Source organism: Stenotrophomonas sp. PUT21, from assembly GCF_052232875.1.
Lineage (GTDB): Bacteria > Pseudomonadota > Gammaproteobacteria > Xanthomonadales > Xanthomonadaceae > Stenotrophomonas > Stenotrophomonas maltophilia_N.
Genome location: NZ_CP197645.1, coordinates 1,102,845 through 1,119,839 on the forward strand (window position 1 = coordinate 1,102,845; position 16,995 = coordinate 1,119,839).

Below are 16,995 nucleotides of genomic sequence, written 5' to 3' on the forward strand. Positions count from 1 at the left end.
CGGGCGGTTAGCTCAGCGGTAGAGCACTACCTTGACATGGTAGGGGTCACAGGTTCGAACCCTGTACCGCCCACCACTCTCAGGCCAGATGCACCAAGGCTTGAAGTGGAAAGAGCAGTTTGAGGGGTCACGCAAGGTGACCCCATAGTGACCCCAAGCAGGGCACGAATCTTCGGAACATCCCTCCCCAGATCCTCGAGAATTTCAGTAAGCGCCGCGCGTGCCGGGCCCATGTAGGCCGGATCGAAATGCGCGTACCCGTCTGTCGTGCCGCCTGCATGGTGGCCGAGCAGCCCCGACACGTCCCAAGCAGGCACGCCGCGCTGACGCAGCCAGGTAGCCAGCGTGTGCCGGACGGTCTTCGGCACGAACCACGCCGGCAGCAGGGCGCGCTTGCGCAGCTTCCGCCACGTGGTCTTGATCGACTTGATATGCCGGCCGTGCCAGTGGACCAAGTGCGCCTCGGGCTTCACCGTGGCGAGGTAAGCCTCCAACGCCGGCAGCAGCGGCACCGTCGGGCGGTACTTCTTCGTCTGCCTGCGTCCCGCCGGGTTCAGGTGCACCAGGCGTGCCTCGACATCGATCTGGAAGCGCTGCAGGTCGCGCGCGGCATCCCCGCGGCATGCCGTGCACAACCGGACGAGGAAGTACGCCCAGATGTGGTCAGGCATTTCCGTGTTGAGCAGGCGCACGATCTGATCCCGCGTCGCATAGTGAGGGTATGCCTCCCCGATCGGCGGCAGTTCCACGAACGGCACCTGGCTGATCTCTCCGCGCTTCCATGCACGGTTCATCGCCGACTTCCCCACGCCCAGCATTCGACGCACGTAGCCGTCGGAATATTCCCGCTCGGCCAGCCACTTCATGAAGTCCTCCTGGCGCGCGATCGTCACGTCCGCCACGGTCGCCGCCGGGCCGAAGAACTCGTTCCACAGGTCGACCCCCCGGCTTGCGCTGTCTTTGCTGGCCAGGGTGTCGCCGTGCTGGTGCATGTAGCGTGTGAGCACCGTGCTCACCAGCACGTCCGACGGTGCCTGGTCCTTCATGGCGGCGTTTTCCACGAACCACTGGGCGAGGGCTACCTTGGCTTCGTCAGGATCTCTTGTGCCAAGCGAAGCGCGCTGCTTGCATCCCGAGGCGTCGCGCCACGCGCGATACCAGACGGTTGAGCCTTTTCGTTGCTCGAGCCAGTAGTCGCCGAGACGGAAGCGGGTTGACACGTTTGCTGCTCCAGGTAGTTCAGAAGGTGCGTTTCGGTGTAGCGGGCCTGGCGGCCAATTCGGGTGAAGCCAATCATGCCGGCGGCGCGGCGGCGGCGTAGGGTCACCTCCGCGACCCCCAGATAGTCCGCCGCCTGTTCCTCGGTGAACAGCTCAGGCAGTCGCTCAGCGGCGCCCATGGGCCCTCCTTTGTGCCGCGGCTGCCCCGGCCTCGCGGAGAGGCATTAGCAGCTGCACTACGTTGTCGGCTTCCGCTGGCGCCTCGGTCTTGCGGGCGGCGCGCGGCGGCCGGTTGACCCGCCTCCATTCGGCGATCGCGGCGTCCGGCTCGGCGTGCTTCCGGGTATGCCGGCACCGGCACTCGACGAAGTGGCCGCCGCCGGCGGCGATGCTGCGCAGGTCGTGGATGTGGCGCGCGCTGTGACCGGCGGCGCAGGCCGGCAGCGGCTCGGGGTGGCTGATGTGTCGCTGGGTCATGGGGAGATCTCCAGAAGGAAGGTGGTCACGCGACGTGCTCCAGGGCGAGGCCTTGCTGGTGGCCAGACGTTGAGGCGCTCGGGCTGATCCACAGGCATTCGGTCCGCAAAGTGCAGCCTCGGCCCGCGCTGATCCGCGCTCGGGTTTCGACCCGGCGCCAGTCCTGAAGGGCAACGTCATAGAGGTCAGTCCGGTATCCGGACACAACGACCATCCCACGCAAGCTCCTGAGGCAGTCCAGCAGCTCCTGGTGGTCGCCTTCGGTCATCTCGTGCCGGTAGTAGCCGGCTTTGCCGGCCTGCATCACCCGTGTGCTGTGGACGTACGGCGGATCCACGTAGTGCAGCGTCTGGGCGCCGTCGTGCTGGCGCATGACCTCGATCGCCGGCCGGTTCTCGATCAGCACGCCAGAGAATCGCTCGGCGACCGCGGCCAGGCTGTCGGGGAATCGCGCCCAGAGATGCTGCGCGGTGCCATAGGCTCGCTGTGAATCAATCCGGAATCCGGTTTTCCCCTTGGTGGCGCCGGCAGATCCGAAGCCCATCTGAGCCCTGATCAACAACCTCCGCGCCCGTTCGACTGGATCCGGTGTCTGTGCCCACGCCTGCTCGAACTCGGCGCGGGCGTAGGGCGTCAGCGCGCAGGCTTCAGCCAGACGATCGCGCTGCGCTGGATCCTGAAGCACGCGGAAGAAGTTGACCACGTCTCCGTCGAGGTCGTTGTAGACCTCCGCGTAGCTGCGGGGCTTGGTGAGCAAGACGCCGGCCGCGCCGCCAAAGGGCTCGACGTACGTGCGGTGTGCCGGCAGGTGCTGGTGCACCCAGGGCGAAAGCCGGAACTTGCCGCCGTGGTAGCGGAACGCTGGTGCGGTGATCATGCGAACAGCTCCGGTTGAATGGGGATGACGGTCATGCTGCGTTCCGTCGAAGGTTGAGGATCTGGCCCCACTGGCCGGCCATTGCCGCGGCGATCCCTGGAAAGGTCTTGCTCCGTTCCTTCCAGCGGTCCGGCCCCGGCGCCATGCGGTGAATACGTGGCTCCCGACCATCGACAATGTTGGTGGCGCGAAGAAGTGGCAGGCCCTTCAGCCACAGGCAGGTAGCCTTCGTCTCGCCATGCCCGAACTGCCATGGCTGGATGGTCTGATCCGGTCGCCGCCACATGGACGACATGATGCAAACCGGGTTCTCAATGGCGATCATCGGAATGTCGGCCTTGGCCAGCATCATGAAAAACGACACAGCAGACTGCTGGCGACCATCCAGGCGCTTGGCCTCGAAGTGCCGAGCACCGCTGACGGAGAGATGCGTGCAGGGCGGGTGCGCGATCATGAGGTCCCACGGGTATTCCAAGACCTCCCGCACGTCGCCCTGGTAGTGCGGCCCCGGAACGTCGGTGGGCAGCAGATCGCAACTCATGGCCTCATGCCCACCGGCGATGAATTGGTCGCGGACGGCGCCGCTGTACTCGCAAGCAACGAGGACTCGCATTACACGTCCTCCCGCAGCCTGGTGCGCCGGTTACGCGGCGGCTTGACGGTGGCCAGGGTGGTGGGAATGGCGGTGCACAGGCCGAACCGCAGAAGCTGAGCGATCGCCTGCAGCTCCCCTTCGTAGCTCTCCAGGTCCTCCCCGGCGCGTACGTTCTCTGCCTCGCATGGGTAGCCCCGTTCGTCGAGGCACAGGGCCAGCAGCTCGCGGGCCTGCTGTTCGATATCAGCCATTGGAATCGTCCTCGTTATCGTCCTGGTCGCCTTCATCGCCAGCCCCGCAGATACTCGCCGAAGGTCACGCCACCGTCGTAGCGCAGGAACTGCTGGTAGCGCCGCTGCGACCGGGTCAGTTTCCGCGGCGGCGGGGTGTGCTTCTGCACCGCTGCGCGGCCGGCATCGGTGACCTTGAACAGGTCGTCGCCGCCGGTGATCGCATTGCCCGCGCGCTGGACCATGAATCCACGCGCGACCAGCGCCATGCAGTGCAGGTGGTCGTCACCGCCCTCGCCGGTGACGAAATGGTTGCGATGGCTTCGCTCCCAGCCAGCGTCGCCGATGCCAAGGGCGTGGCGAAGGATCTGCAGCTCGGCGTCCGGCAGCGCGGTAGTGGTCACCTGGTCAGCCATTGCCCACCCCCGGCGCTGCATCGCGCTGGCTGTCGAGAGCGTTCCAGATTGCCTCACGCGCGCTATCGAAGCCGCAGCCGCAAGTCTCAAACTCCGCGTTGTTGTAGGTGTCCGTGTCGCCGCAGCTTTCGTGGTGATCAGCGAACTCCAGCAGCGACTCCACTGCTGCGTGCACCTGCCCCAGGTCGATGCCCTGCGCGGGCGGGGCGGCGTAGACAGGATACTCGCCATCCGGCAGGCGCTGACACGAAATCACATGGGGCATTTCGTTCTCACGGCCCGGCTTTCCCCTGTCGAAGCGCAGGACTGCTACCGGGTGCGCCCCCGGCTGGCGGGCGGCGAGGGCGGCAATAGCTGCGTCGAGGGCGGCAGTTCGCGCAGGGCTTCCTGCACCAGTCAGGCGGGCACGCATCTCCCGCAGCACCACTACGTGCGCATCCCCCTGCACCTCGCCAACCTGCATGCGCTCGTTCATGATTTCTCTCCATTTTCCATGGCTGCAAGGCGTTCCAAGTGCGGGACCATTTGCCGGATCAAGCTGCGCATAAAACCGGGGACAGCCCCTTGGTGTGGCTTCCCAGCCTCCCTTCCATAGACAATCAGGCCAGCCAAAGTCAGCGGATCGGGGCCGGTTTCCTCGCCAGCCTGCTGCTTGCCAGTTGCGGCGAGGGCGTCCGCTATGCATGCCAGCAGCTCGCTGCGCCCGCCAATGTCGTACTCGTGGTGGCACAGGTGGTCGGTGATGTGTTCGGCGAGCGACCGAGCATCACGCTGCTGCTCGGCCAGCTCTGCGGGTTGCGGGTCCGGTGCCGCGTTGCTCTTGTCGGTCGTCATGGCTGGCTTCCTTTCTCGTGGTCTCTAATGCGATCGATGAGGTAGGTGGCTTCCTTCCGCCATTTGTCGCGGGCGAGAGGATTGAGGTGCTTGGCGAGGTAGTGGAGCTGCTCGAGCGGTTCGATCACCCAGGTGATGCGGAAGGGCATGGCGGAGCGTTGGTCGCGGAGCGGGGCATGCGGCCGGCAGTCCGGCCCTGCGAGCCATTCGACTTCGTCGCAGTCCAGGCATCGGCCGTCACCGTTGCTTCCGGGCGGCCACCGGTGGTCCTGCCTTCCGACCGGCGGGTGCAGGTAGAGCGCGCGGATGGTCAGATTCCGGCGGCGCGGGTTGGCCACGTCCTCGAGCTTGGCTTCTTCCCAAGTCTCTCTGCTGCCGCGCAGCCGGCATTCGTAGCGGACCGGCTTCTGCGTGCCATACAGCTGCTCCATGAGGACCTTTGCCCAGGCAGCGGCAACCTCGGCGGCCACTGGCTCGCCGGCGGCGCCAGCGCGGCGCATGGCGCGCACGGTGGAGGCCACGGTCGGATCAGCCATCGCGGCCGCGCCTCCACGCGTCGGGCACTTGGGTGGCGCAGAGCAGGGCGCCCATGAGCAGGTAGACGCCGGTGTCCTGCATGCCGTGCCAGGCCATGGCGAAGGCGACGGCCGCGAGCAGGGCACCGAGCAGCACCAGGCCGCCGGCACGCCAGTGACGGATCAGCCCGCGCATCGGATCTGCTCCATCAGGGCGGCGAAGTGCTCGTCGTGGCGGCGCTGCAGCCAGGCGGTGGCCACGATGGCGCCGGCGGCGAAGCCGACGATCAGGCCGAAGGTGAAATCGATCGCGCTCATGCGGCCCCCGGCGCGTTGGTGCTGGCGGCGCGGGAAAGGTCGCGGGTCATGTCGGCGACGGCACGGGCAGCGCTCTTGTGGCCGTCCAGCACATCGCGGCGGGCGAGGGCAGCGGCACGGGCGATGTGGTGCGGGCGATAGCCCATGCGGCGGGCAGCGATCGCCACGGCCAGGCCGGCGCCGTTGGCACGCTGGGCGGTGTTGGTGGGGAACTGGAGGATGACGGCGCTCATGCCTGCACCTCGCCCAGGTCGGCGTTGCCGCGGCAGATCTCGATGCGGCCGGCGGGCACCGTTCCACGCCGGGCGTTGGCCGTGCGGCGCACCCGGAGGCAGGCGCGGGACAGGTCCTGGCAGAGCTGGGCGACCTCGTCGGGTGCGAGGCTGACGGTGGCTTCGCCAACCTTGATGACGATGCTGGCGGTGTTGGGGCGCGCTTCCACGACGGGGATGGCGCGCGCGCTGACGGTGATGGAAGCCATGGAAGTCTCCGTGCCCCGGCCCGGATGGGCTGCTACTGGGGCGACGGAAATAACAATAGCACTGCTATCTACAGGATGGAACAGCTTTGCTATTTACCTTCGCGGCTATTCCTTAACGGCTTGAAATCCGTTCATTTAACGTCGTCAGGTCAGAGCGCTGGCTCTATGACCGGGTATTCCTCGGCGCTCGTGTAAAGGCGGTAGTGCTGAACGGCGCCCGGACCCACCATGATTTCAGTGGAACGGCGGCGCGCGGCCATGCTCTTTTCCGACATCGCTCCACACAGGCCGCGGCCCTTGATCCACGTCGCTGTCAGGACGTGGCGCGTTGCAGCGAGTTCGAAGGTGACACGCTCGGCACGATCGAGGTGCGCGGCGATCTTGCCGTCAATCATCACGCCCAAGTAGCAGCCGCCGCCGATGAAACCGACGTCGCGCGTAATGGTGATGGTGCCGGTGGGACCGGATTGCGCATCGATCGGGAAAACCCGATCAGCGGGGGCGGGGACAACCTGGCTTGTCGGCGCCTGCTTCGTTGGCATGCAACCGGTCAGAGCGAAGGCGCAGAGGATGACGGCGGCGATACGCATTCTTCGTGAATCCTTATCCATACCGGGACTTGAGAAGCCCCGCGTCTTCGAATGACACCCCGTCACGCATGCATTCCTGCGCACGCTCCAGGTCCATGTGAAGCTGCAGCAACCCCTGATCGTCGAGCTGCTCAATTCCCGCCAGCCCGAAGCACGCATGGTCAATGATTTCCTGCATGGGAACGCCCCAGCGGCGCCGGAAGTGCCTGATCATCCTGCAGTGCGACTCGCGGACCAGCACATCCATCCGGGTCTGAGCCGCTTCGAGAATAGCTGTAGGGGAGGGCGCCTCAGCCAGCTTTGCGTCGCCGACCAGTTGCAGGCTTGGCTTCATGCCCATCTTTCGCTGTGCGCGCAAAGCGATCAGCTGCGCCAGCTTGTCCATCTCCTGATCCAGATCCATCCACACCCCCCGTGTTTCTCTTGTCCGATGCCATTGCCACGCGAAGCGCCTGTGCAAAAATTTCAGGCGCATCGTCGATCACCAGCTTCTCGCCGGTTGCCAGTCCGGTTGCCTTCTTGGCGATACCGATGGCTGTGCGGACGATAGCTTCATCGAGTCGCTGTGCCTGAGACGTCGCGAAGTGCTCCTTCAGGCGTGCGTATTCGACGCTGATCTGCTCCGGCGCGGTGTTGAGCAACGCAGCGAGAAGCTCAGCCTTGTCCCATGGAATGGGGCGATGGCCGCTCGCGAACTGGGAGATGAAGCCGGGTGTGACATCCATCTGGTCGGCCAGGTACGCCTGGGTGACCCCACACGCCGTGATGGCTGTAGTGATGGCGGCCCCTTCAGGGGTTTTGGGGTTGGCTGGCCTAGGCATATAGCAATGCTATTGGGGTCGTAGCGGCACGGCGATCAGCAGTGCTATTTACAACTATAGATAGCGGTGCTAATTTCCTCATATGGACACTCCGATCAACGAAGCGATCAAAGCTGTGGGGGGGCAGGGGGCGATGTCCCGTCTGCTCAACGTCTCTCGTGGACTGGTTTCTCAGTGGTCCAAGGGCCGCCGGCCCGTGGCTGCTCATCACGTGCTGCCGATCGAGAGGGCATCCGGGGTATCCCGGCATCGGCTCAACGCCAGCGTCTTCGGACCGGGCCCGTCTGCGAATGAGGACGCGTCGCGGGCTGTGATCGGCCCATTGGTCGACAGCCGGATGAGCAAGCGCGCGCTGCGGGCGAAGTTCGGTTTCAAGACCGACGCCGCGCTGGCGAAGCTGCTGAGGCTGCCGGTTGAGCAGGTCGAAGCCTGGCCGGAAGAGCAGAGCGTCCCGGCGCTGCCGCAGGTGCTGAGGCTGCTGGGCGTGCAGGAACAGGAGCCGGTCGCCCAAGAGGCGCCGAGCGACCCGGACGCTGACCGAATCATCAACGTGGAGGCGGCCTGACGTGAGCAAGCTTCGTTCGATGCTCCGCCGCTGGCTGGTGCCTGAGTTGTTCCAGGCACCGCCCGGCGTGCTCAGCCCCTCAGAGATTCGGGCTATCGAGGGTGATAGCCCTCCAACTTTTGCGTCCAATTCTGGAAGTAATACAGCAAATCCTCGTTCGTCCGCTTCGCGTGGTCCGAGTACGCCTTCTTGCCCGCCGTGTCCGCGATGCGGGCTGCAGCCAAGCGGTCCCACGCCTCCCGAAGACCCCGCGGATTCGGGTGCGAAATGACCATTGCCTCGATCAACGTCGCCTGTGCGATTCGCGCCGCCTGCAGATCGCTGAGCGTCTCCTGGACACCCTCTACCCACCGCTTTTCTGCTTCTTCCATGTCGCCCTCCTTGCGGGCTGTGTTGTTCGCACATCCAGCGTAACGCAAGGCGGGCGACGCCTTTCTTCCCTGAGTAGTTGTTGTCCATGGCGCGAATCCTGCGCCACCCGGGCCAGCCCCGAAACCTTGAAACACCAGTCCACCCAAGGTGAACCCATGACCTGCCGTACCTCCGCCCTCAACTGGATCGACGTCCTCTACAACTCCGTGCGCAAGACGCCCGGCGGCGTGGCCGACGCGGCCGCGTTCCTGGCTGATCGCCGCGGCAAGACGATGCACCCGGAGACGCTGCGCGCGAAGCTGCGCGGCCTGGAGGGTGAGTCGGTATCGATCGAGATCGCGGAGCTGCTGACCGAGTGGATGCAGGAGAAGGCCGGCGGCAGCGAGTACGCGCTGGAGTGGATGCAGGCGCTGGCCGGCCGCTTCGGCATGGCCGTGGACGTGGTGCCGCCTCCGCCGGAGGGCGGCTGGTCCGACGAGATTGGCGCGCTGCAGCTGAAGCTGCTGGACATCACCACCCGCGTTGGCCGGCTGACCGGCACGGCCGTTGAGGCGATGGCGGACCGCTGCATCGACAGCGACGAAGCCGAGCTGATGGTCAGCGAAGCCCGCGCGCTGCGGACCATGGCGCACCGTCTGGAGCGGAACGTGGCGCGCGCTGCGGCGAAGGGCAAGCAGCCGAAGAGGGCGACTCGATGAGCCATCTGGCCCGTTCAACCGACATCAGCACCAGCCATGAGGCTGCCGCGCACGTGGTGTCGAGCGGCCTGCAGGCCGCCCAGCAGGACCGGGCTGCCAGCGCGATCAAGGCGCATCCCGGCCTGACGAGCATGGAACTGGCCAAGGCCACCGGCCACGACCGCTACATGCTCGCGCGCCGCCTGCCGGAGCTGCTGGAAGACGGCCGCGCATGGCGTGGCCCGAAGAAGCCGTGCGCCGTCAGCGGCCGCAGCGCATGCACCTGGTGGCCAGTGGCCCCCGGCGACAACTACACCTTGGCGGTCTGAACCATGTCCACGATCATCATGAGCCAGTGCTGGCCGCTGCAGAGCCTGAGCGTCACCCAGAAGGCTGTACTCATCTCCCTGGCCGATCAGGCCAACGACGACGGCGTTTGCTGGCCGGCGATCGGCACGATCGCAAAGCGCTGCTGCATGTCTGAGCGGGCAGTCCGCACCGCCATGGATCACCTGGAAGCCGTGGGGCTGCTGAGCCGTGAGCGGCGCTTCAACAGCAGCAACGTGTACTCGGTGACTCCGGCCAAGTTTGACGCTTCGGCGGCTGGCACAAAGGCGAAGCGCAAGACCAAGAAATCGGGTACTGCACCGGGCGCAGGGGCTGCGCCCCATGCAGGGGGTGCGCCCGCTGCACCCGGGGATGCGCCCGGTGCAGGGGGTGAGGCAGGGGGCGCAGGTCTGGAGGTGCGCCCCGTGCCGCCTAACCGTCATATAACCCCCATTGAACCGTCAGAAGAACCGCAAGTTCCGGCGCTGGCCGCGCCGCTGTCGAAGGCGGACCTTGAAGCGCAGATGCAGGAGGCCTGCAAGCAGACGTGGGCTGCCTACCGCACGGCCTACCGCCTGCGGCACGGCGTGGACCCGGTGCGCAATGCCAAGGTCAACACGAACGTGCGGGACCTGGTGAAGCGGCTGGGCCGGGAAGAGGCGCCGCAGGTGGCCGGCTGGTTCCTGAGCGTCAACGAGCAGTACGCCGTGAAGCGGATGCACGACCTGGGCGTGCTGCTGGCCGGGGCCGAGGCATACCGGACGCAGTGGGCGACGAACCGCCAGGTCACCGAGACCAGCGCCCGGCACACGGACCAGACCCAGTCGAACCTGAGCGCCGCCGATGAAGCGATTGAGCTTCTGCGCAGCCGGAGGCCGGCCAATGCTGTCTGACCGCGAGCAGGAAGACCTGGTCAAGGGCCTGATGGCCACGGCCGAGGTGATTGGTGACCAGCTGCGCCCGACTGCGGCGGCCTACATGGTGCAGGACCTGTCCTGCTACTCGATGGCGTTGCTGGAGCGCGCGCTGGCCGGGTGCCGCCGGGAACTGAAGGGTCGGCTGTCCCTCGCCGCAGTGTTGGAGCGCATCGACGACGGCCACCCGGCCCCGAACGAAGCATGGGCCGTGGCCATCCAGGCGGCCGACGAGCGCAACACCGTGGTCTGGACGACGCTCACCCAGCAGGCATGGAACACCGCGCTGCCGTTGGTGCAGGCCGGCGACAAGATCGCCGCCCGGCCCGCGTTCCTTGAGACCTACGGCCGTCTGCTGAAGGATGCGCGCGCTGCACGCCTGCCGGCCAGCTACACCCCGTCGCTGGGGTTCGACCTCACCAGCCGCAACGCGGCTCTCACGGATGCGGTGAGCAAGGGGCTGCTGGCGCACGACCAGGTGAGGGACCACCTGCAGCTGACCGCGGCGACGCCGGCCTTCAACCCGGTGGCCCTGTTGGCTGGGAAGGTCGAGGCCTCCCCGGGCGCCAACGCGAAGATCTTGGCGCGTCTGGAGGAACTGGCACGGGAGCTGGCCGCCTGATGCGCTCGGACAACAACCAGCTCGACATCTTCGATCACGATCCGCGCCTGGCGGGGAAGAAGCTGGCAAGGCGCTACCGCGAATCTGCGGACGAAGCGCTGAAGCAGTACCAGTTCAGTGCCTCGGTGAGGCAGGACCGGCACGACCACTACATCGCGGAGGCGGAACGGCTTGAAGCCATCGCCCGCAACGCACAACGCGCGGCCCGCCGCCGCACCCGCAAATCCAAAGGAGCAACAGCCCGATGAAACCACTGGTCATCTACCACGCCAACTGCGCCGACGGGTTCACCGCGGCATGGGCCGTCCGTCAGGCGATGGATTGCGAGTTCTACGCCGCTGTGCATGGGGCGCCGCCGCCGCGAGCCGACGGGCGCGACTTGGTGCTGGTGGACTTCTGCTATCCGCCGCACGTGATGCTGGCCCTGCAGCTGGTCGCCCGGTCGATCCTGGTACTGGACCACCACAAGAGCGCCGAGGCTGAGCTGCCGGCCAATCCCAGGACAGCAGACCACCAGCTGACGGTTGTTCGCATTTATGGCTGCGCGACCTGGAGCCTCTTCCGAGGCTGGGTGGAGCAGGACAAGGGCGAGGGCATCCAGAAGGCGATGATCTACGCACTGTTCGACATGGACCGCAGCGGTGCAGGTATCGCGTGGGACTTCTTCCACCCCGGGGTGCCACGTCCGGAGTTGATCGACCACGTGGAAGACCGTGACCTGTGGCGCTTCGCGCTGCCCGGCACGCGCGAGATACAGGCCGCGGTCTTCAGCTACCCCTACGAGTTCGACGTGTGGGACCTGCTGATGGAGACGCCTATGGAGACGCTGCGCGCCCAGGGCGTGGCGATCGAGCGCAAGCACCACAAGGACGTGGCCGAGTTGGTGAAGGTGGCCAAGCGGCAGATGGTGATCGGGCACTACGACGTGCCGGTGGCGAGCCTGCCTTACACCCTGGCCAGCGACGCCGGGCACCTGATGGCGAAGGGCAAGCCGTTCGCGGCCTGTTACTACGACAAGGACGGCGGCCGGGTCTTCAGCCTGCGCTCGACCGACCAGGGCGTGGACGTGAGCGAGGTCGCCAAGCTGTACGGCGGCGGCGGGCATGCGCGCGCTGCAGGGTTCACGGTGCCGCGCGACCACGAACTTGCGAGGGCCTGAGGATGAAGAGGTCATCGTGGGATGCCGTGCTGTTCGTTGTCGGGTTCCTGGCCGTTTTGGGGATGGGCGAACCCAGCTGGGCCGGCGTGCTCGTGGGGTCCAGCCTGGTGCTGCTCAGGAGGACTGCCTGATGGACTTCACCGCCTTCAGCACCCGCAGCAAGTACGCCGCCCAGATCAACGCCGGGTACTCGGCCCGGTTGGACGGCGCCGGCCTGAGCACCAACCCGCACATGGTGTGGGTGGACACCCAAGACGAGCTGGAGCCGCGCAAGGTGCAGCCGCTGGGCGAGAAGGCGCTGGCCTGGCAGCACGGGTGGCGCCTCGCCGACCGCGACGAGAAGCGCCGGGCGGGTGCGCGCTGATGTGGTCCAGCGCTCCACCACCGACGCAAGCCGAGGGCGCCCGCATCGAGGCCGCCAAGGTGGGGCCGTGCATGGCGTGCCTCTCGCTGGTGGCCCAGGGCCTGCTCGCGCCCGGCAAGACGGTCTACGGCTGCGACTACAACCACGCCAAGAGCGGGAACAAGCGCCGCGGGCACGCGTTCGGGTACGCCCTGTGCGTGTGGCACCACCGCCGTCACCCGATGCAGGGCAAGACGTTCGGCGAGATGCGCGAGACCTACGGCCCGAGCCTGATGGACGGCTCGCGGACCTTCCACGAGACCTACGGGACCGACGACGAGCTGATCGAGCAGCAGACGGTGGTCAACCAACTGAGGGAAGCAGCATGAATACCGACATCACCCCAGCGTCCGTCCGCGATTGGTTCGCCGATCAGCCTGCCGGAAAGCTCTTCACCATGCCCACCATCAGCGCGATTTTCGGCGTGGCGCCTGGTGATGAGCGCCGCAGGCTGGCCGAGGCAGTTCGCTGCGGCTACCTGTGTGGCTTCCTAGAGCGCACCGAGACCGCCAGCGGCAGGGCGTATCGGGTCAGCGGGAAGGGCATGCGGCGGCCGACGCTGGAAGAGGGCGAGCGGGCGCGCCGGAAGGCGGAAGCGCGCCTGGCCCGGGATGACCGGAAGCGCCGCGCCCGTGGTGCCCCGGTGTCGCCGAACAAGTCCAGCCGGGTCCGTGCCGCGCGGGTGAGCCTTCGGGCGGCCAACATGCCGGTGCCAGCGACTGCGCCCCAGCATCAGGTGTGCGAGACGGTTGAGCAATTCCTGGCGCGGGGCGGCCGGGTGCATCGCCTGACGGCGCACTGGGAGCAAATGGAGCGTGCGGCATGATCGATATCGAGAAGCGAGCTGAAGAGCTGATGCTCAAGGCAATGGAAGGGCACACACCGCGCACTCAGCCGCTGCAAGTCTACGAGCGAGCACTGAAGGCTGTGGCCGCCGCGCTCACGCCGCCCGAGGGCTACGTGCTGGTGCCGGTGGAGCCGACTGAGGCGATGATCGCGGAGGCGTGGAAGTATGGCTCTGCAGACGATGCGCCGGACCCGGTGTACTCCTACCGCGCCATGCTCGCCGCTCGCCCGGAGGTGCCGGGTGGCTGAGCGCGCGCTGGAGCTCGTGCTGCCCTGGCCGAGCAAGGACCTGTCGCCGAACGCGCGGGTCCATTGGCGCGATCGCTCCAAAGCTACAAAGGCAGCCCGGCAGACTGCCGTGGTCTTGGCCTTCGAGGCTGGCTGGCGCGACGCCTGGCTGCCGGAGGGCCGGCTGCACCTGTGGATCAATTTTTACCAGGCGCCGCGCAAGGTGCTCCCCGACGACGACAACCTGCTGCTGCGGTTCAAGGCGTACCGCGACGGCATCGCCCAGGTGCTGGGCATCGACGACAAGCGTTTCATCAGCCACCCGATGGTGCACGAAGAGCGCAGGAAGGGCGGGCAGGTGGTGGTGCGGATCACGGGCGGGCCGGAAGCGGCCGCCCAACAGCGACAGGAGCAGGGCAATGCAGGTTGATACGTTTGGGGCCTACGTCCGCGCGGAGCTGGAGCATTGGGGCAGGGAGTATGCGTTGCATCGGGACTGCGACTACTTGGGCCACCAGTCGAAGAACGTGCTGCAGGTGCTGATCGAGCACAAGGGGGACATGCCCGGCAGGGCGCAGGGCTACAAGCCGCTGGAGTCTGACAGCCGTGCCCAGATGATCGAAGACATTGTCGCCAGCATCGCCGGCGACAATGTTGCTATGGCGTGCGCGCTACGTGCGTACCACTGTGGAGTGGGGCGCCGGAAGATCGAGCGTTTCGAGACGGCTATTCTGCTGATGGTGAACTGCGGTGAACGGCCTGTATCTAATAGGCATTATCTGGGCTTGGTTGAGTTGGGCTTTCAACGGGTGCGCGGAAGGCTGGAGGGATGGGCGCTTGCTGCGTAAAAACAGTTGAATAAAGCTCGGCCGATCTCTTTTTAACGGCATCGAAGGATGGCTTCTGTTCGAGATACATACTGTCGTTACGGTTACCTCCATCGAGGCGATTCAACTGATGAGCCAGCGCGCCGACGGCATGGTCAAATACGTGTAGGGAGGACCTTGAGAGACTTTGATTTGTGGACTTATTCAACTCATCTTCAAATCCCGGCATGCGCCTCACGGTCTCCTTCGCCATCTGGTAAAGCTCCAGAAATATCTCTACATCCTTTGTAGCCAGGCCGGCAACCGCATCCTGAATGCTATTGATCAGATCAATCGCCATCTGCGCAGTATGTGAAAGATAGTGGAGGCGGAACGGACGGGTAATTTCAATGTACCTTTCCAGGCTCATAGTGGTTACGTCCTGCGCCAGCAACAGCTCCTTTGCGCCCTGGTCACTCAAGGTCAGGCGCGCCATGTTCATGTCTTCCAACAATGCATCGAAGACAGTGGCAATGCTGCATTTGAGTCGTTGCTCGCGCGCGTGCACCTGATACTTCCACAATAGGTAAGCGCCGCCGACCGCCGCAACGGCAGTGCTCACGGCCGCAATGGCGTTCACGACGCTGTCTGCTAGAGGCGTCAGCCATGGGGCTGCAAGAAAAATGGTCAGTAGTGTCCCGGCCGCAGCACCTGCTATTGCCCAGACAGTCTTCTCGATACGGTCGCTCTGCATGTTTGCCTTCCTTGTTGACCCAGGAAGCATAGTGGTTGACAGGTGCACACCTCTAGCCTAGAGTTTCAGTCACGATGACATAGAAGCCTCCGGTTCCCGCCGGGGGCTTTTTCTTTGCCCGCTTCCCAGACCGGATCAACCCTTGCGCCCAGCCGGCGGCGGGGCGGGCGCCCTGACAGAGAATGCCCATGGCTCGCATCACTCCCCAACAAGCAGGCGGCGTGAACGTCGTGGCGTTCCTGGACATGCTGGCCTGGTCCGAGGGCACCGACAACGGCAAGCAGCCCACCAAGGACCACGGCTACGACGTGATCGTGGGAGGCCGGCTGTTCACCGGCTATGCCGACCACCCGCGCGAGTTGGTGTCGCTGCCCAGGCTGGGCATCAAGTCCACGGCTGCCGGTCGCTACCAGCTGCTGTCGCGGTACTACGATGCGTACCGCCGCTTGTTGGGGCTGAAGGACTTCTCACCGCTTAGCCAGGATCTGGTCGCTATCCAGCAGATCAGGGAGCGCCGGGCGCTGGACCTGATCAAGGCCGGCCAGGTGGTCAAGGCAATCAGCTTCGTCCGCAACATCTGGGCGAGCCTGCCGGGCGCGGGGTACGGGCAGCACGAGCGGAAGCTGGATGACCTGCTGGCTGCATACCGCAAAGCCGGTGGCGTGGTCGTGTCATGACCGAGGAAACCGTCCCGTGGTGGATGGCCGGCGGTCTCGCCGCGTTCTGGGTGGCAAGGGAAACCTGGGGGGCGCTGCTCTCCCGCCGCAAAGAGCGGACCGAGACGGACGCCAACGTCGACCTGTTGAACGGCTTGGTGCAGCGCGTGAAGTCTCTGGAAGAATCCCAGGCGGCGACCACGCTGCAGCTGGCCGAGGAGATCAAGCTGCGCATGACGGCGCAGGAAGAGGCACACCGACTGAGGCTTCGTGTCATGTCGTTGGAGTCGGCCATGCGCCAGGTCGGCGCGGTGATCCCGCCGGAGATGCCCTGATGATCCGTCTTTATGCCCTGCTCGCCGCCGTGGCGATGGCCTTGTCCTTCTGGGCCGGCTGGTCCTGGCGTGGAGACCGCGCCGAAGGCTCAGCGTTCCGGGAGCAGGCTGGCGTCAGCGCCGCGGTGGCGGACCAGGTCAACCAAGCCCGTGCGACCGAGCACACCCAGGCCGACACCATGGCCACCATCGGAGCGAAGCATGAAGAAGACCGCGCTGCGGCCGAGACCATCCCTGCTGCTGTTGTCGCTGAGCTGCGTGCTGGCACTGTCCGGTTGCGCCACGACCTCGCCACCTGCCACACCGGTCGCCTGTCCGAAGCTGCCGCCGGCGCCGCCCAACGTGATGCGCCCGCCGACCTCGGAGTCACGGTTGCGGGCCCTGCTATTGGAATCGGTCGAGACGCCGACGACCAACTCCGCGCCTGCCAAGCCGTGATCCGGGCAGATAGGTAGTGCCGGCGCGTGCTCCAAAGCACCGACCGCACAAGATCGAGGCGGTGGTGCATGTCCCGGCTGAGGCAATCCGCCTCACCACTGCTCAGCGCGGCTACGGCGGGCGATGGCAGAAGGCCCGCGAGACGTTCCTCAAGCGTGATCCGCTCTGTGCTGAGTGTCGGCGAAATGGGCGAGTGACCCTTGGCCGCATCGTCGATCACGTAATTCCCCATCGAGGTGACCAGGAGCTGTTCTGGGACACGAGCAACTGGCAGCCGCTCTGCAAGCGCTGCCACGACGTGAAGACGGCAGGCGAGGACGGTGGTTTCGGCAACCGCTCGTACACCAAGGCGCGAAGCTGAACGGATCTGCCTGAAAATGAACGAGATTCAGTCTCACGAACCTGAACGGGGGAGGGGCAGGTCGAAAGTTCAGCGCGCCCGCACGCCTGACCGTGCGCCCAGCCGTTTATATGCACCGTCAGTTGAGAAAAACCATTTTTTCGCGGTCAACCGGCCGT

The 16,995-nt window shown here is 65.8% G+C and carries 36 protein-coding genes and 1 tRNA gene; 18 read left to right on the forward strand and 19 right to left on the reverse strand.

The annotated features are described in order from the left end of the window. The first annotated feature begins 1 nt into the window (after position 1). A tRNA-Val gene (locus tag ACTT2I_RS05120) sits at positions 2-76 on the forward strand. Here the strand turns inward: ACTT2I_RS05120 and ACTT2I_RS05125 are convergent. From ACTT2I_RS05125 to ACTT2I_RS05205, 17 genes are all read right to left on the reverse strand, one after another. After that, entirely contained in the window at positions 27-1,046 is a 1,020-nt protein-coding gene (locus ACTT2I_RS05125; protein ID WP_443096852.1) for a tyrosine-type recombinase/integrase, read from the reverse strand. The two genes, ACTT2I_RS05120 and ACTT2I_RS05125, sit on opposite strands and share 50 nt — an antisense overlap. Before the next feature lie 32 nt (positions 1,047-1,078). Next, positions 1,079-1,399, reverse strand: a complete 321-nt coding sequence (locus tag ACTT2I_RS05130; RefSeq protein ID WP_088433005.1) for a helix-turn-helix domain-containing protein — start codon at positions 1,397-1,399, stop codon at positions 1,079-1,081. Beyond that, the gene (locus ACTT2I_RS05135; protein ID WP_421099662.1) at positions 1,386-1,697 is read right to left on the reverse strand and encodes a hypothetical protein; all 312 of its coding nucleotides are present in this window, start codon (positions 1,695-1,697) and stop codon (positions 1,386-1,388) included. The genes ACTT2I_RS05130 and ACTT2I_RS05135 overlap by 14 nt, the downstream gene beginning before the upstream one ends. A gap of 25 nt (positions 1,698-1,722) precedes the next feature. Then, positions 1,723-2,574 carry a DNA adenine methylase gene (locus ACTT2I_RS05140; RefSeq protein WP_421099661.1) on the reverse strand — a complete coding sequence of 284 codons (852 nt, stop codon included), beginning with the start codon at positions 2,572-2,574 and terminating at the stop codon, positions 1,723-1,725. Between the two features lie 31 nt (positions 2,575-2,605). Beyond that, entirely contained in the window at positions 2,606-3,187 is a 582-nt protein-coding gene (locus tag ACTT2I_RS05145; RefSeq protein WP_421099660.1) for a hypothetical protein, read from the reverse strand. Next, entirely contained in the window at positions 3,187-3,420 is a 234-nt protein-coding gene (locus ACTT2I_RS05150) for a hypothetical protein (protein ID WP_421099659.1), read from the reverse strand. The genes ACTT2I_RS05145 and ACTT2I_RS05150 overlap by 1 nt, the downstream gene beginning before the upstream one ends. Before the next feature lie 32 nt (positions 3,421-3,452). Further along, the gene (locus ACTT2I_RS05155) at positions 3,453-3,815 is read right to left on the reverse strand and encodes a hypothetical protein (RefSeq protein ID WP_443096796.1); all 363 of its coding nucleotides are present in this window, start codon (positions 3,813-3,815) and stop codon (positions 3,453-3,455) included. Then, positions 3,808-4,290 (reverse strand): hypothetical protein, encoded by a 483-nt coding sequence (locus ACTT2I_RS05160; protein ID WP_421099657.1) that lies wholly within the window; start codon positions 4,288-4,290, stop codon positions 3,808-3,810. Before ACTT2I_RS05160 ends, ACTT2I_RS05155 begins: the two co-directional genes overlap by 8 nt. Beyond that, positions 4,287-4,649, reverse strand: coding sequence for a hypothetical protein (locus ACTT2I_RS05165; RefSeq protein WP_421099656.1), 363 nt, complete (start codon positions 4,647-4,649; stop codon positions 4,287-4,289). The genes ACTT2I_RS05160 and ACTT2I_RS05165 overlap by 4 nt, the downstream gene beginning before the upstream one ends. Beyond that, the gene (locus ACTT2I_RS05170) at positions 4,646-5,185 is read right to left on the reverse strand and encodes a hypothetical protein (RefSeq protein WP_421099655.1); all 540 of its coding nucleotides are present in this window, start codon (positions 5,183-5,185) and stop codon (positions 4,646-4,648) included. The genes ACTT2I_RS05165 and ACTT2I_RS05170 overlap by 4 nt, the downstream gene beginning before the upstream one ends. Further along, positions 5,178-5,360: a hypothetical protein gene (locus tag ACTT2I_RS05175; protein ID WP_421099654.1), complete on the reverse strand. Its 183-nt coding sequence runs from the start codon at positions 5,358-5,360 to the stop codon at positions 5,178-5,180. Before ACTT2I_RS05175 ends, ACTT2I_RS05170 begins: the two co-directional genes overlap by 8 nt. Then, entirely contained in the window at positions 5,348-5,482 is a 135-nt protein-coding gene (locus tag ACTT2I_RS05180; protein ID WP_421099653.1) for a hypothetical protein, read from the reverse strand. Before ACTT2I_RS05180 ends, ACTT2I_RS05175 begins: the two co-directional genes overlap by 13 nt. Next, on the reverse strand, positions 5,479-5,715 hold the full coding sequence (locus tag ACTT2I_RS05185) for a hypothetical protein (protein WP_421099652.1): 237 nt from the start codon (positions 5,713-5,715) through the stop codon (positions 5,479-5,481). Before ACTT2I_RS05185 ends, ACTT2I_RS05180 begins: the two co-directional genes overlap by 4 nt. Next, entirely contained in the window at positions 5,712-5,963 is a 252-nt protein-coding gene (locus ACTT2I_RS05190; RefSeq protein WP_421099651.1) for a hypothetical protein, read from the reverse strand. Before ACTT2I_RS05190 ends, ACTT2I_RS05185 begins: the two co-directional genes overlap by 4 nt. A gap of 149 nt (positions 5,964-6,112) precedes the next feature. Next, complete coding sequence (locus ACTT2I_RS05195) at positions 6,113-6,553, reverse strand: hypothetical protein (RefSeq protein WP_421099650.1); 441 nt, start codon at positions 6,551-6,553, stop codon at positions 6,113-6,115. A 13-nt stretch (positions 6,554-6,566) separates the two neighbouring features. After that, complete coding sequence (locus ACTT2I_RS05200) at positions 6,567-6,887, reverse strand: hypothetical protein (protein ID WP_421099649.1); 321 nt, start codon at positions 6,885-6,887, stop codon at positions 6,567-6,569. Beyond that, complete coding sequence (locus tag ACTT2I_RS05205) at positions 6,844-7,278, reverse strand: hypothetical protein (RefSeq protein ID WP_421099648.1); 435 nt, start codon at positions 7,276-7,278, stop codon at positions 6,844-6,846. The genes ACTT2I_RS05200 and ACTT2I_RS05205 overlap by 44 nt, the downstream gene beginning before the upstream one ends. A 178-nt stretch (positions 7,279-7,456) precedes the next feature. Between ACTT2I_RS05205 and ACTT2I_RS05210 the strand changes: the two genes are divergently transcribed. Next, positions 7,457-7,939, forward strand: coding sequence for a transcriptional regulator (locus ACTT2I_RS05210; protein WP_421099647.1), 483 nt, complete (start codon positions 7,457-7,459; stop codon positions 7,937-7,939). A gap of 92 nt (positions 7,940-8,031) precedes the next feature. Here the strand turns inward: ACTT2I_RS05210 and ACTT2I_RS05215 are convergent, their stop codons facing one another. After that, positions 8,032-8,310, reverse strand: coding sequence for a hypothetical protein (locus ACTT2I_RS05215; protein WP_443096797.1), 279 nt, complete (start codon positions 8,308-8,310; stop codon positions 8,032-8,034). Between the two features lie 156 nt (positions 8,311-8,466). On the opposite strand from ACTT2I_RS05215, the gene ACTT2I_RS05220 reads away from it, so the two are divergent. The 12 genes from ACTT2I_RS05220 to ACTT2I_RS05275 all read left to right on the forward strand — a co-directional run bounded on the left by ACTT2I_RS05220 (position 8,467) and on the right by ACTT2I_RS05275 (position 14,335). Further along, positions 8,467-9,009 carry a hypothetical protein gene (locus ACTT2I_RS05220; protein WP_421099644.1) on the forward strand — a complete coding sequence of 181 codons (543 nt, stop codon included), beginning with the start codon at positions 8,467-8,469 and terminating at the stop codon, positions 9,007-9,009. Continuing rightward, a complete protein-coding gene (locus ACTT2I_RS05225; protein WP_421099643.1) occupies positions 9,006-9,317 on the forward strand; it encodes a winged helix-turn-helix domain-containing protein in 312 nt (103 codons plus the stop codon). Before ACTT2I_RS05220 ends, ACTT2I_RS05225 begins: the two co-directional genes overlap by 4 nt. Positions 9,318-9,320: 3 nt before the next feature. Beyond that, the gene (locus tag ACTT2I_RS05230; protein ID WP_421099642.1) at positions 9,321-10,208 is read left to right on the forward strand and encodes a helix-turn-helix domain-containing protein; all 888 of its coding nucleotides are present in this window, start codon (positions 9,321-9,323) and stop codon (positions 10,206-10,208) included. After that, positions 10,198-10,851, forward strand: a complete 654-nt coding sequence (locus tag ACTT2I_RS05235) for a hypothetical protein (RefSeq protein WP_421099641.1) — start codon at positions 10,198-10,200, stop codon at positions 10,849-10,851. Before ACTT2I_RS05230 ends, ACTT2I_RS05235 begins: the two co-directional genes overlap by 11 nt. Next, positions 10,851-11,099: a hypothetical protein gene (locus tag ACTT2I_RS05240; RefSeq protein WP_421099640.1), complete on the forward strand. Its 249-nt coding sequence runs from the start codon at positions 10,851-10,853 to the stop codon at positions 11,097-11,099. Before ACTT2I_RS05235 ends, ACTT2I_RS05240 begins: the two co-directional genes overlap by 1 nt. Then, positions 11,096-12,010, forward strand: coding sequence for a DHHA1 domain-containing protein (locus tag ACTT2I_RS05245; RefSeq protein WP_443096798.1), 915 nt, complete (start codon positions 11,096-11,098; stop codon positions 12,008-12,010). The genes ACTT2I_RS05240 and ACTT2I_RS05245 overlap by 4 nt, the downstream gene beginning before the upstream one ends. 130 nt (positions 12,011-12,140) lie before the next feature. Then, positions 12,141-12,374, forward strand: coding sequence for a hypothetical protein (locus ACTT2I_RS05250; protein WP_443096799.1), 234 nt, complete (start codon positions 12,141-12,143; stop codon positions 12,372-12,374). Then, positions 12,374-12,742, forward strand: coding sequence for a Ref family recombination enhancement nuclease (locus ACTT2I_RS05255; RefSeq protein ID WP_443096800.1), 369 nt, complete (start codon positions 12,374-12,376; stop codon positions 12,740-12,742). The genes ACTT2I_RS05250 and ACTT2I_RS05255 overlap by 1 nt, the downstream gene beginning before the upstream one ends. After that, the gene (locus ACTT2I_RS05260; protein WP_443096801.1) at positions 12,739-13,239 is read left to right on the forward strand and encodes a hypothetical protein; all 501 of its coding nucleotides are present in this window, start codon (positions 12,739-12,741) and stop codon (positions 13,237-13,239) included. The genes ACTT2I_RS05255 and ACTT2I_RS05260 overlap by 4 nt, the downstream gene beginning before the upstream one ends. After that, the gene (locus tag ACTT2I_RS05265; protein ID WP_443096802.1) at positions 13,236-13,508 is read left to right on the forward strand and encodes a hypothetical protein; all 273 of its coding nucleotides are present in this window, start codon (positions 13,236-13,238) and stop codon (positions 13,506-13,508) included. The genes ACTT2I_RS05260 and ACTT2I_RS05265 overlap by 4 nt, the downstream gene beginning before the upstream one ends. Next, entirely contained in the window at positions 13,501-13,917 is a 417-nt protein-coding gene (locus tag ACTT2I_RS05270; protein ID WP_443096803.1) for a hypothetical protein, read from the forward strand. Before ACTT2I_RS05265 ends, ACTT2I_RS05270 begins: the two co-directional genes overlap by 8 nt. After that, a complete protein-coding gene (locus tag ACTT2I_RS05275; protein ID WP_443096804.1) occupies positions 13,907-14,335 on the forward strand; it encodes a hypothetical protein in 429 nt (142 codons plus the stop codon). The genes ACTT2I_RS05270 and ACTT2I_RS05275 overlap by 11 nt, the downstream gene beginning before the upstream one ends. On the opposite strand, the gene ACTT2I_RS05280 is transcribed toward ACTT2I_RS05275, so the two are convergent. Beyond that, on the reverse strand, positions 14,253-15,047 hold the full coding sequence (locus tag ACTT2I_RS05280) for a hypothetical protein (RefSeq protein ID WP_443096805.1): 795 nt from the start codon (positions 15,045-15,047) through the stop codon (positions 14,253-14,255). The genes ACTT2I_RS05275 and ACTT2I_RS05280 overlap by 83 nt on opposite strands. 188 nt (positions 15,048-15,235) lie before the next feature. Here ACTT2I_RS05280 and ACTT2I_RS05285 point away from each other — a divergent pair, with 188 nt between their 5' ends. Genes ACTT2I_RS05285 through ACTT2I_RS05300 form a run of 4 tightly spaced genes read left to right on the forward strand, consistent with a single transcriptional unit; the run spans position 15,236 to position 16,837 of the window. Next, positions 15,236-15,724 carry a glycoside hydrolase family 24 protein gene (locus ACTT2I_RS05285; protein WP_443096806.1) on the forward strand — a complete coding sequence of 163 codons (489 nt, stop codon included), beginning with the start codon at positions 15,236-15,238 and terminating at the stop codon, positions 15,722-15,724. Continuing rightward, positions 15,721-16,038 (forward strand): hypothetical protein, encoded by a 318-nt coding sequence (locus tag ACTT2I_RS05290; RefSeq protein ID WP_070427046.1) that lies wholly within the window; start codon positions 15,721-15,723, stop codon positions 16,036-16,038. Before ACTT2I_RS05285 ends, ACTT2I_RS05290 begins: the two co-directional genes overlap by 4 nt. Further along, positions 16,038-16,493 carry a lysis system i-spanin subunit Rz gene (locus tag ACTT2I_RS05295; protein WP_443096807.1) on the forward strand — a complete coding sequence of 152 codons (456 nt, stop codon included), beginning with the start codon at positions 16,038-16,040 and terminating at the stop codon, positions 16,491-16,493. The genes ACTT2I_RS05290 and ACTT2I_RS05295 overlap by 1 nt, the downstream gene beginning before the upstream one ends. Before the next feature lie 44 nt (positions 16,494-16,537). Further along, the gene (locus ACTT2I_RS05300) at positions 16,538-16,837 is read left to right on the forward strand and encodes an HNH endonuclease (protein WP_443096808.1); all 300 of its coding nucleotides are present in this window, start codon (positions 16,538-16,540) and stop codon (positions 16,835-16,837) included. Positions 16,838-16,995: the final 158 nt, after the last annotated feature.

Excerpts from the sequence above, each read along its gene's own strand:
- ACTT2I_RS05165 (WP_421099656.1), bottom strand. The coding sequence starts at position 4,649 with ATGACGACCGACAAGAGCAACGCGGCACCGGACCCGCAACCCGCAGAG.
- ACTT2I_RS05260 (WP_443096801.1), top strand. The coding sequence starts at position 12,739 with ATGAATACCGACATCACCCCAGCGTCCGTCCGCGATTGGTTCGCCGAT.
- ACTT2I_RS05180 (WP_421099653.1), bottom strand. The coding sequence starts at position 5,482 with ATGAGCGCGATCGATTTCACCTTCGGCCTGATCGTCGGCTTCGCCGCC.
- ACTT2I_RS05225 (WP_421099643.1), top strand. The coding sequence starts at position 9,006 with ATGAGCCATCTGGCCCGTTCAACCGACATCAGCACCAGCCATGAGGCT.
- ACTT2I_RS05200 (WP_421099649.1), bottom strand. The coding sequence starts at position 6,887 with ATGAAGCCAAGCCTGCAACTGGTCGGCGACGCAAAGCTGGCTGAGGCG.
- ACTT2I_RS05250 (WP_443096799.1), top strand. The coding sequence starts at position 12,141 with ATGGACTTCACCGCCTTCAGCACCCGCAGCAAGTACGCCGCCCAGATC.
- ACTT2I_RS05235 (WP_421099641.1), top strand. The coding sequence starts at position 10,198 with ATGCTGTCTGACCGCGAGCAGGAAGACCTGGTCAAGGGCCTGATGGCC.
- ACTT2I_RS05255 (WP_443096800.1), top strand. The coding sequence starts at position 12,374 with ATGTGGTCCAGCGCTCCACCACCGACGCAAGCCGAGGGCGCCCGCATC.
- ACTT2I_RS05245 (WP_443096798.1), top strand. The coding sequence starts at position 11,096 with ATGAAACCACTGGTCATCTACCACGCCAACTGCGCCGACGGGTTCACC.
- ACTT2I_RS05275 (WP_443096804.1), top strand. The coding sequence starts at position 13,907 with ATGCAGGTTGATACGTTTGGGGCCTACGTCCGCGCGGAGCTGGAGCAT.
- ACTT2I_RS05170 (WP_421099655.1), bottom strand. The coding sequence starts at position 5,185 with ATGGCTGATCCGACCGTGGCCTCCACCGTGCGCGCCATGCGCCGCGCT.
- ACTT2I_RS05210 (WP_421099647.1), top strand. The coding sequence starts at position 7,457 with ATGGACACTCCGATCAACGAAGCGATCAAAGCTGTGGGGGGGCAGGGG.
- ACTT2I_RS05135 (WP_421099662.1), bottom strand. The coding sequence starts at position 1,697 with ATGACCCAGCGACACATCAGCCACCCCGAGCCGCTGCCGGCCTGCGCC.
- ACTT2I_RS05205 (WP_421099648.1), bottom strand. The coding sequence starts at position 7,278 with ATGGATGTCACACCCGGCTTCATCTCCCAGTTCGCGAGCGGCCATCGC.
- ACTT2I_RS05125 (WP_443096852.1), bottom strand. The coding sequence starts at position 1,046 with ATGAAGGACCAGGCACCGTCGGACGTGCTGGTGAGCACGGTGCTCACA.
- ACTT2I_RS05140 (WP_421099661.1), bottom strand. The coding sequence starts at position 2,574 with ATGATCACCGCACCAGCGTTCCGCTACCACGGCGGCAAGTTCCGGCTT.
- ACTT2I_RS05150 (WP_421099659.1), bottom strand. The coding sequence starts at position 3,420 with ATGGCTGATATCGAACAGCAGGCCCGCGAGCTGCTGGCCCTGTGCCTC.
- ACTT2I_RS05195 (WP_421099650.1), bottom strand. The coding sequence starts at position 6,553 with ATGCGTATCGCCGCCGTCATCCTCTGCGCCTTCGCTCTGACCGGTTGC.
- ACTT2I_RS05290 (WP_070427046.1), top strand. The coding sequence starts at position 15,721 with ATGACCGAGGAAACCGTCCCGTGGTGGATGGCCGGCGGTCTCGCCGCG.
- ACTT2I_RS05240 (WP_421099640.1), top strand. The coding sequence starts at position 10,851 with ATGCGCTCGGACAACAACCAGCTCGACATCTTCGATCACGATCCGCGC.
- ACTT2I_RS05295 (WP_443096807.1), top strand. The coding sequence starts at position 16,038 with ATGATCCGTCTTTATGCCCTGCTCGCCGCCGTGGCGATGGCCTTGTCC.
- ACTT2I_RS05130 (WP_088433005.1), bottom strand. The coding sequence starts at position 1,399 with ATGGGCGCCGCTGAGCGACTGCCTGAGCTGTTCACCGAGGAACAGGCG.
- ACTT2I_RS05145 (WP_421099660.1), bottom strand. The coding sequence starts at position 3,187 with ATGCGAGTCCTCGTTGCTTGCGAGTACAGCGGCGCCGTCCGCGACCAA.
- ACTT2I_RS05160 (WP_421099657.1), bottom strand. The coding sequence starts at position 4,290 with ATGAACGAGCGCATGCAGGTTGGCGAGGTGCAGGGGGATGCGCACGTA.
- ACTT2I_RS05265 (WP_443096802.1), top strand. The coding sequence starts at position 13,236 with ATGATCGATATCGAGAAGCGAGCTGAAGAGCTGATGCTCAAGGCAATG.
- ACTT2I_RS05215 (WP_443096797.1), bottom strand. The coding sequence starts at position 8,310 with ATGGAAGAAGCAGAAAAGCGGTGGGTAGAGGGTGTCCAGGAGACGCTC.
- ACTT2I_RS05190 (WP_421099651.1), bottom strand. The coding sequence starts at position 5,963 with ATGGCTTCCATCACCGTCAGCGCGCGCGCCATCCCCGTCGTGGAAGCG.
- ACTT2I_RS05185 (WP_421099652.1), bottom strand. The coding sequence starts at position 5,715 with ATGAGCGCCGTCATCCTCCAGTTCCCCACCAACACCGCCCAGCGTGCC.
- ACTT2I_RS05285 (WP_443096806.1), top strand. The coding sequence starts at position 15,236 with ATGGCTCGCATCACTCCCCAACAAGCAGGCGGCGTGAACGTCGTGGCG.
- ACTT2I_RS05175 (WP_421099654.1), bottom strand. The coding sequence starts at position 5,360 with ATGCGCGGGCTGATCCGTCACTGGCGTGCCGGCGGCCTGGTGCTGCTC.
- ACTT2I_RS05220 (WP_421099644.1), top strand. The coding sequence starts at position 8,467 with ATGACCTGCCGTACCTCCGCCCTCAACTGGATCGACGTCCTCTACAAC.
- ACTT2I_RS05155 (WP_443096796.1), bottom strand. The coding sequence starts at position 3,815 with ATGGCTGACCAGGTGACCACTACCGCGCTGCCGGACGCCGAGCTGCAG.
- ACTT2I_RS05280 (WP_443096805.1), bottom strand. The coding sequence starts at position 15,047 with ATGCAGAGCGACCGTATCGAGAAGACTGTCTGGGCAATAGCAGGTGCT.
- ACTT2I_RS05230 (WP_421099642.1), top strand. The coding sequence starts at position 9,321 with ATGTCCACGATCATCATGAGCCAGTGCTGGCCGCTGCAGAGCCTGAGC.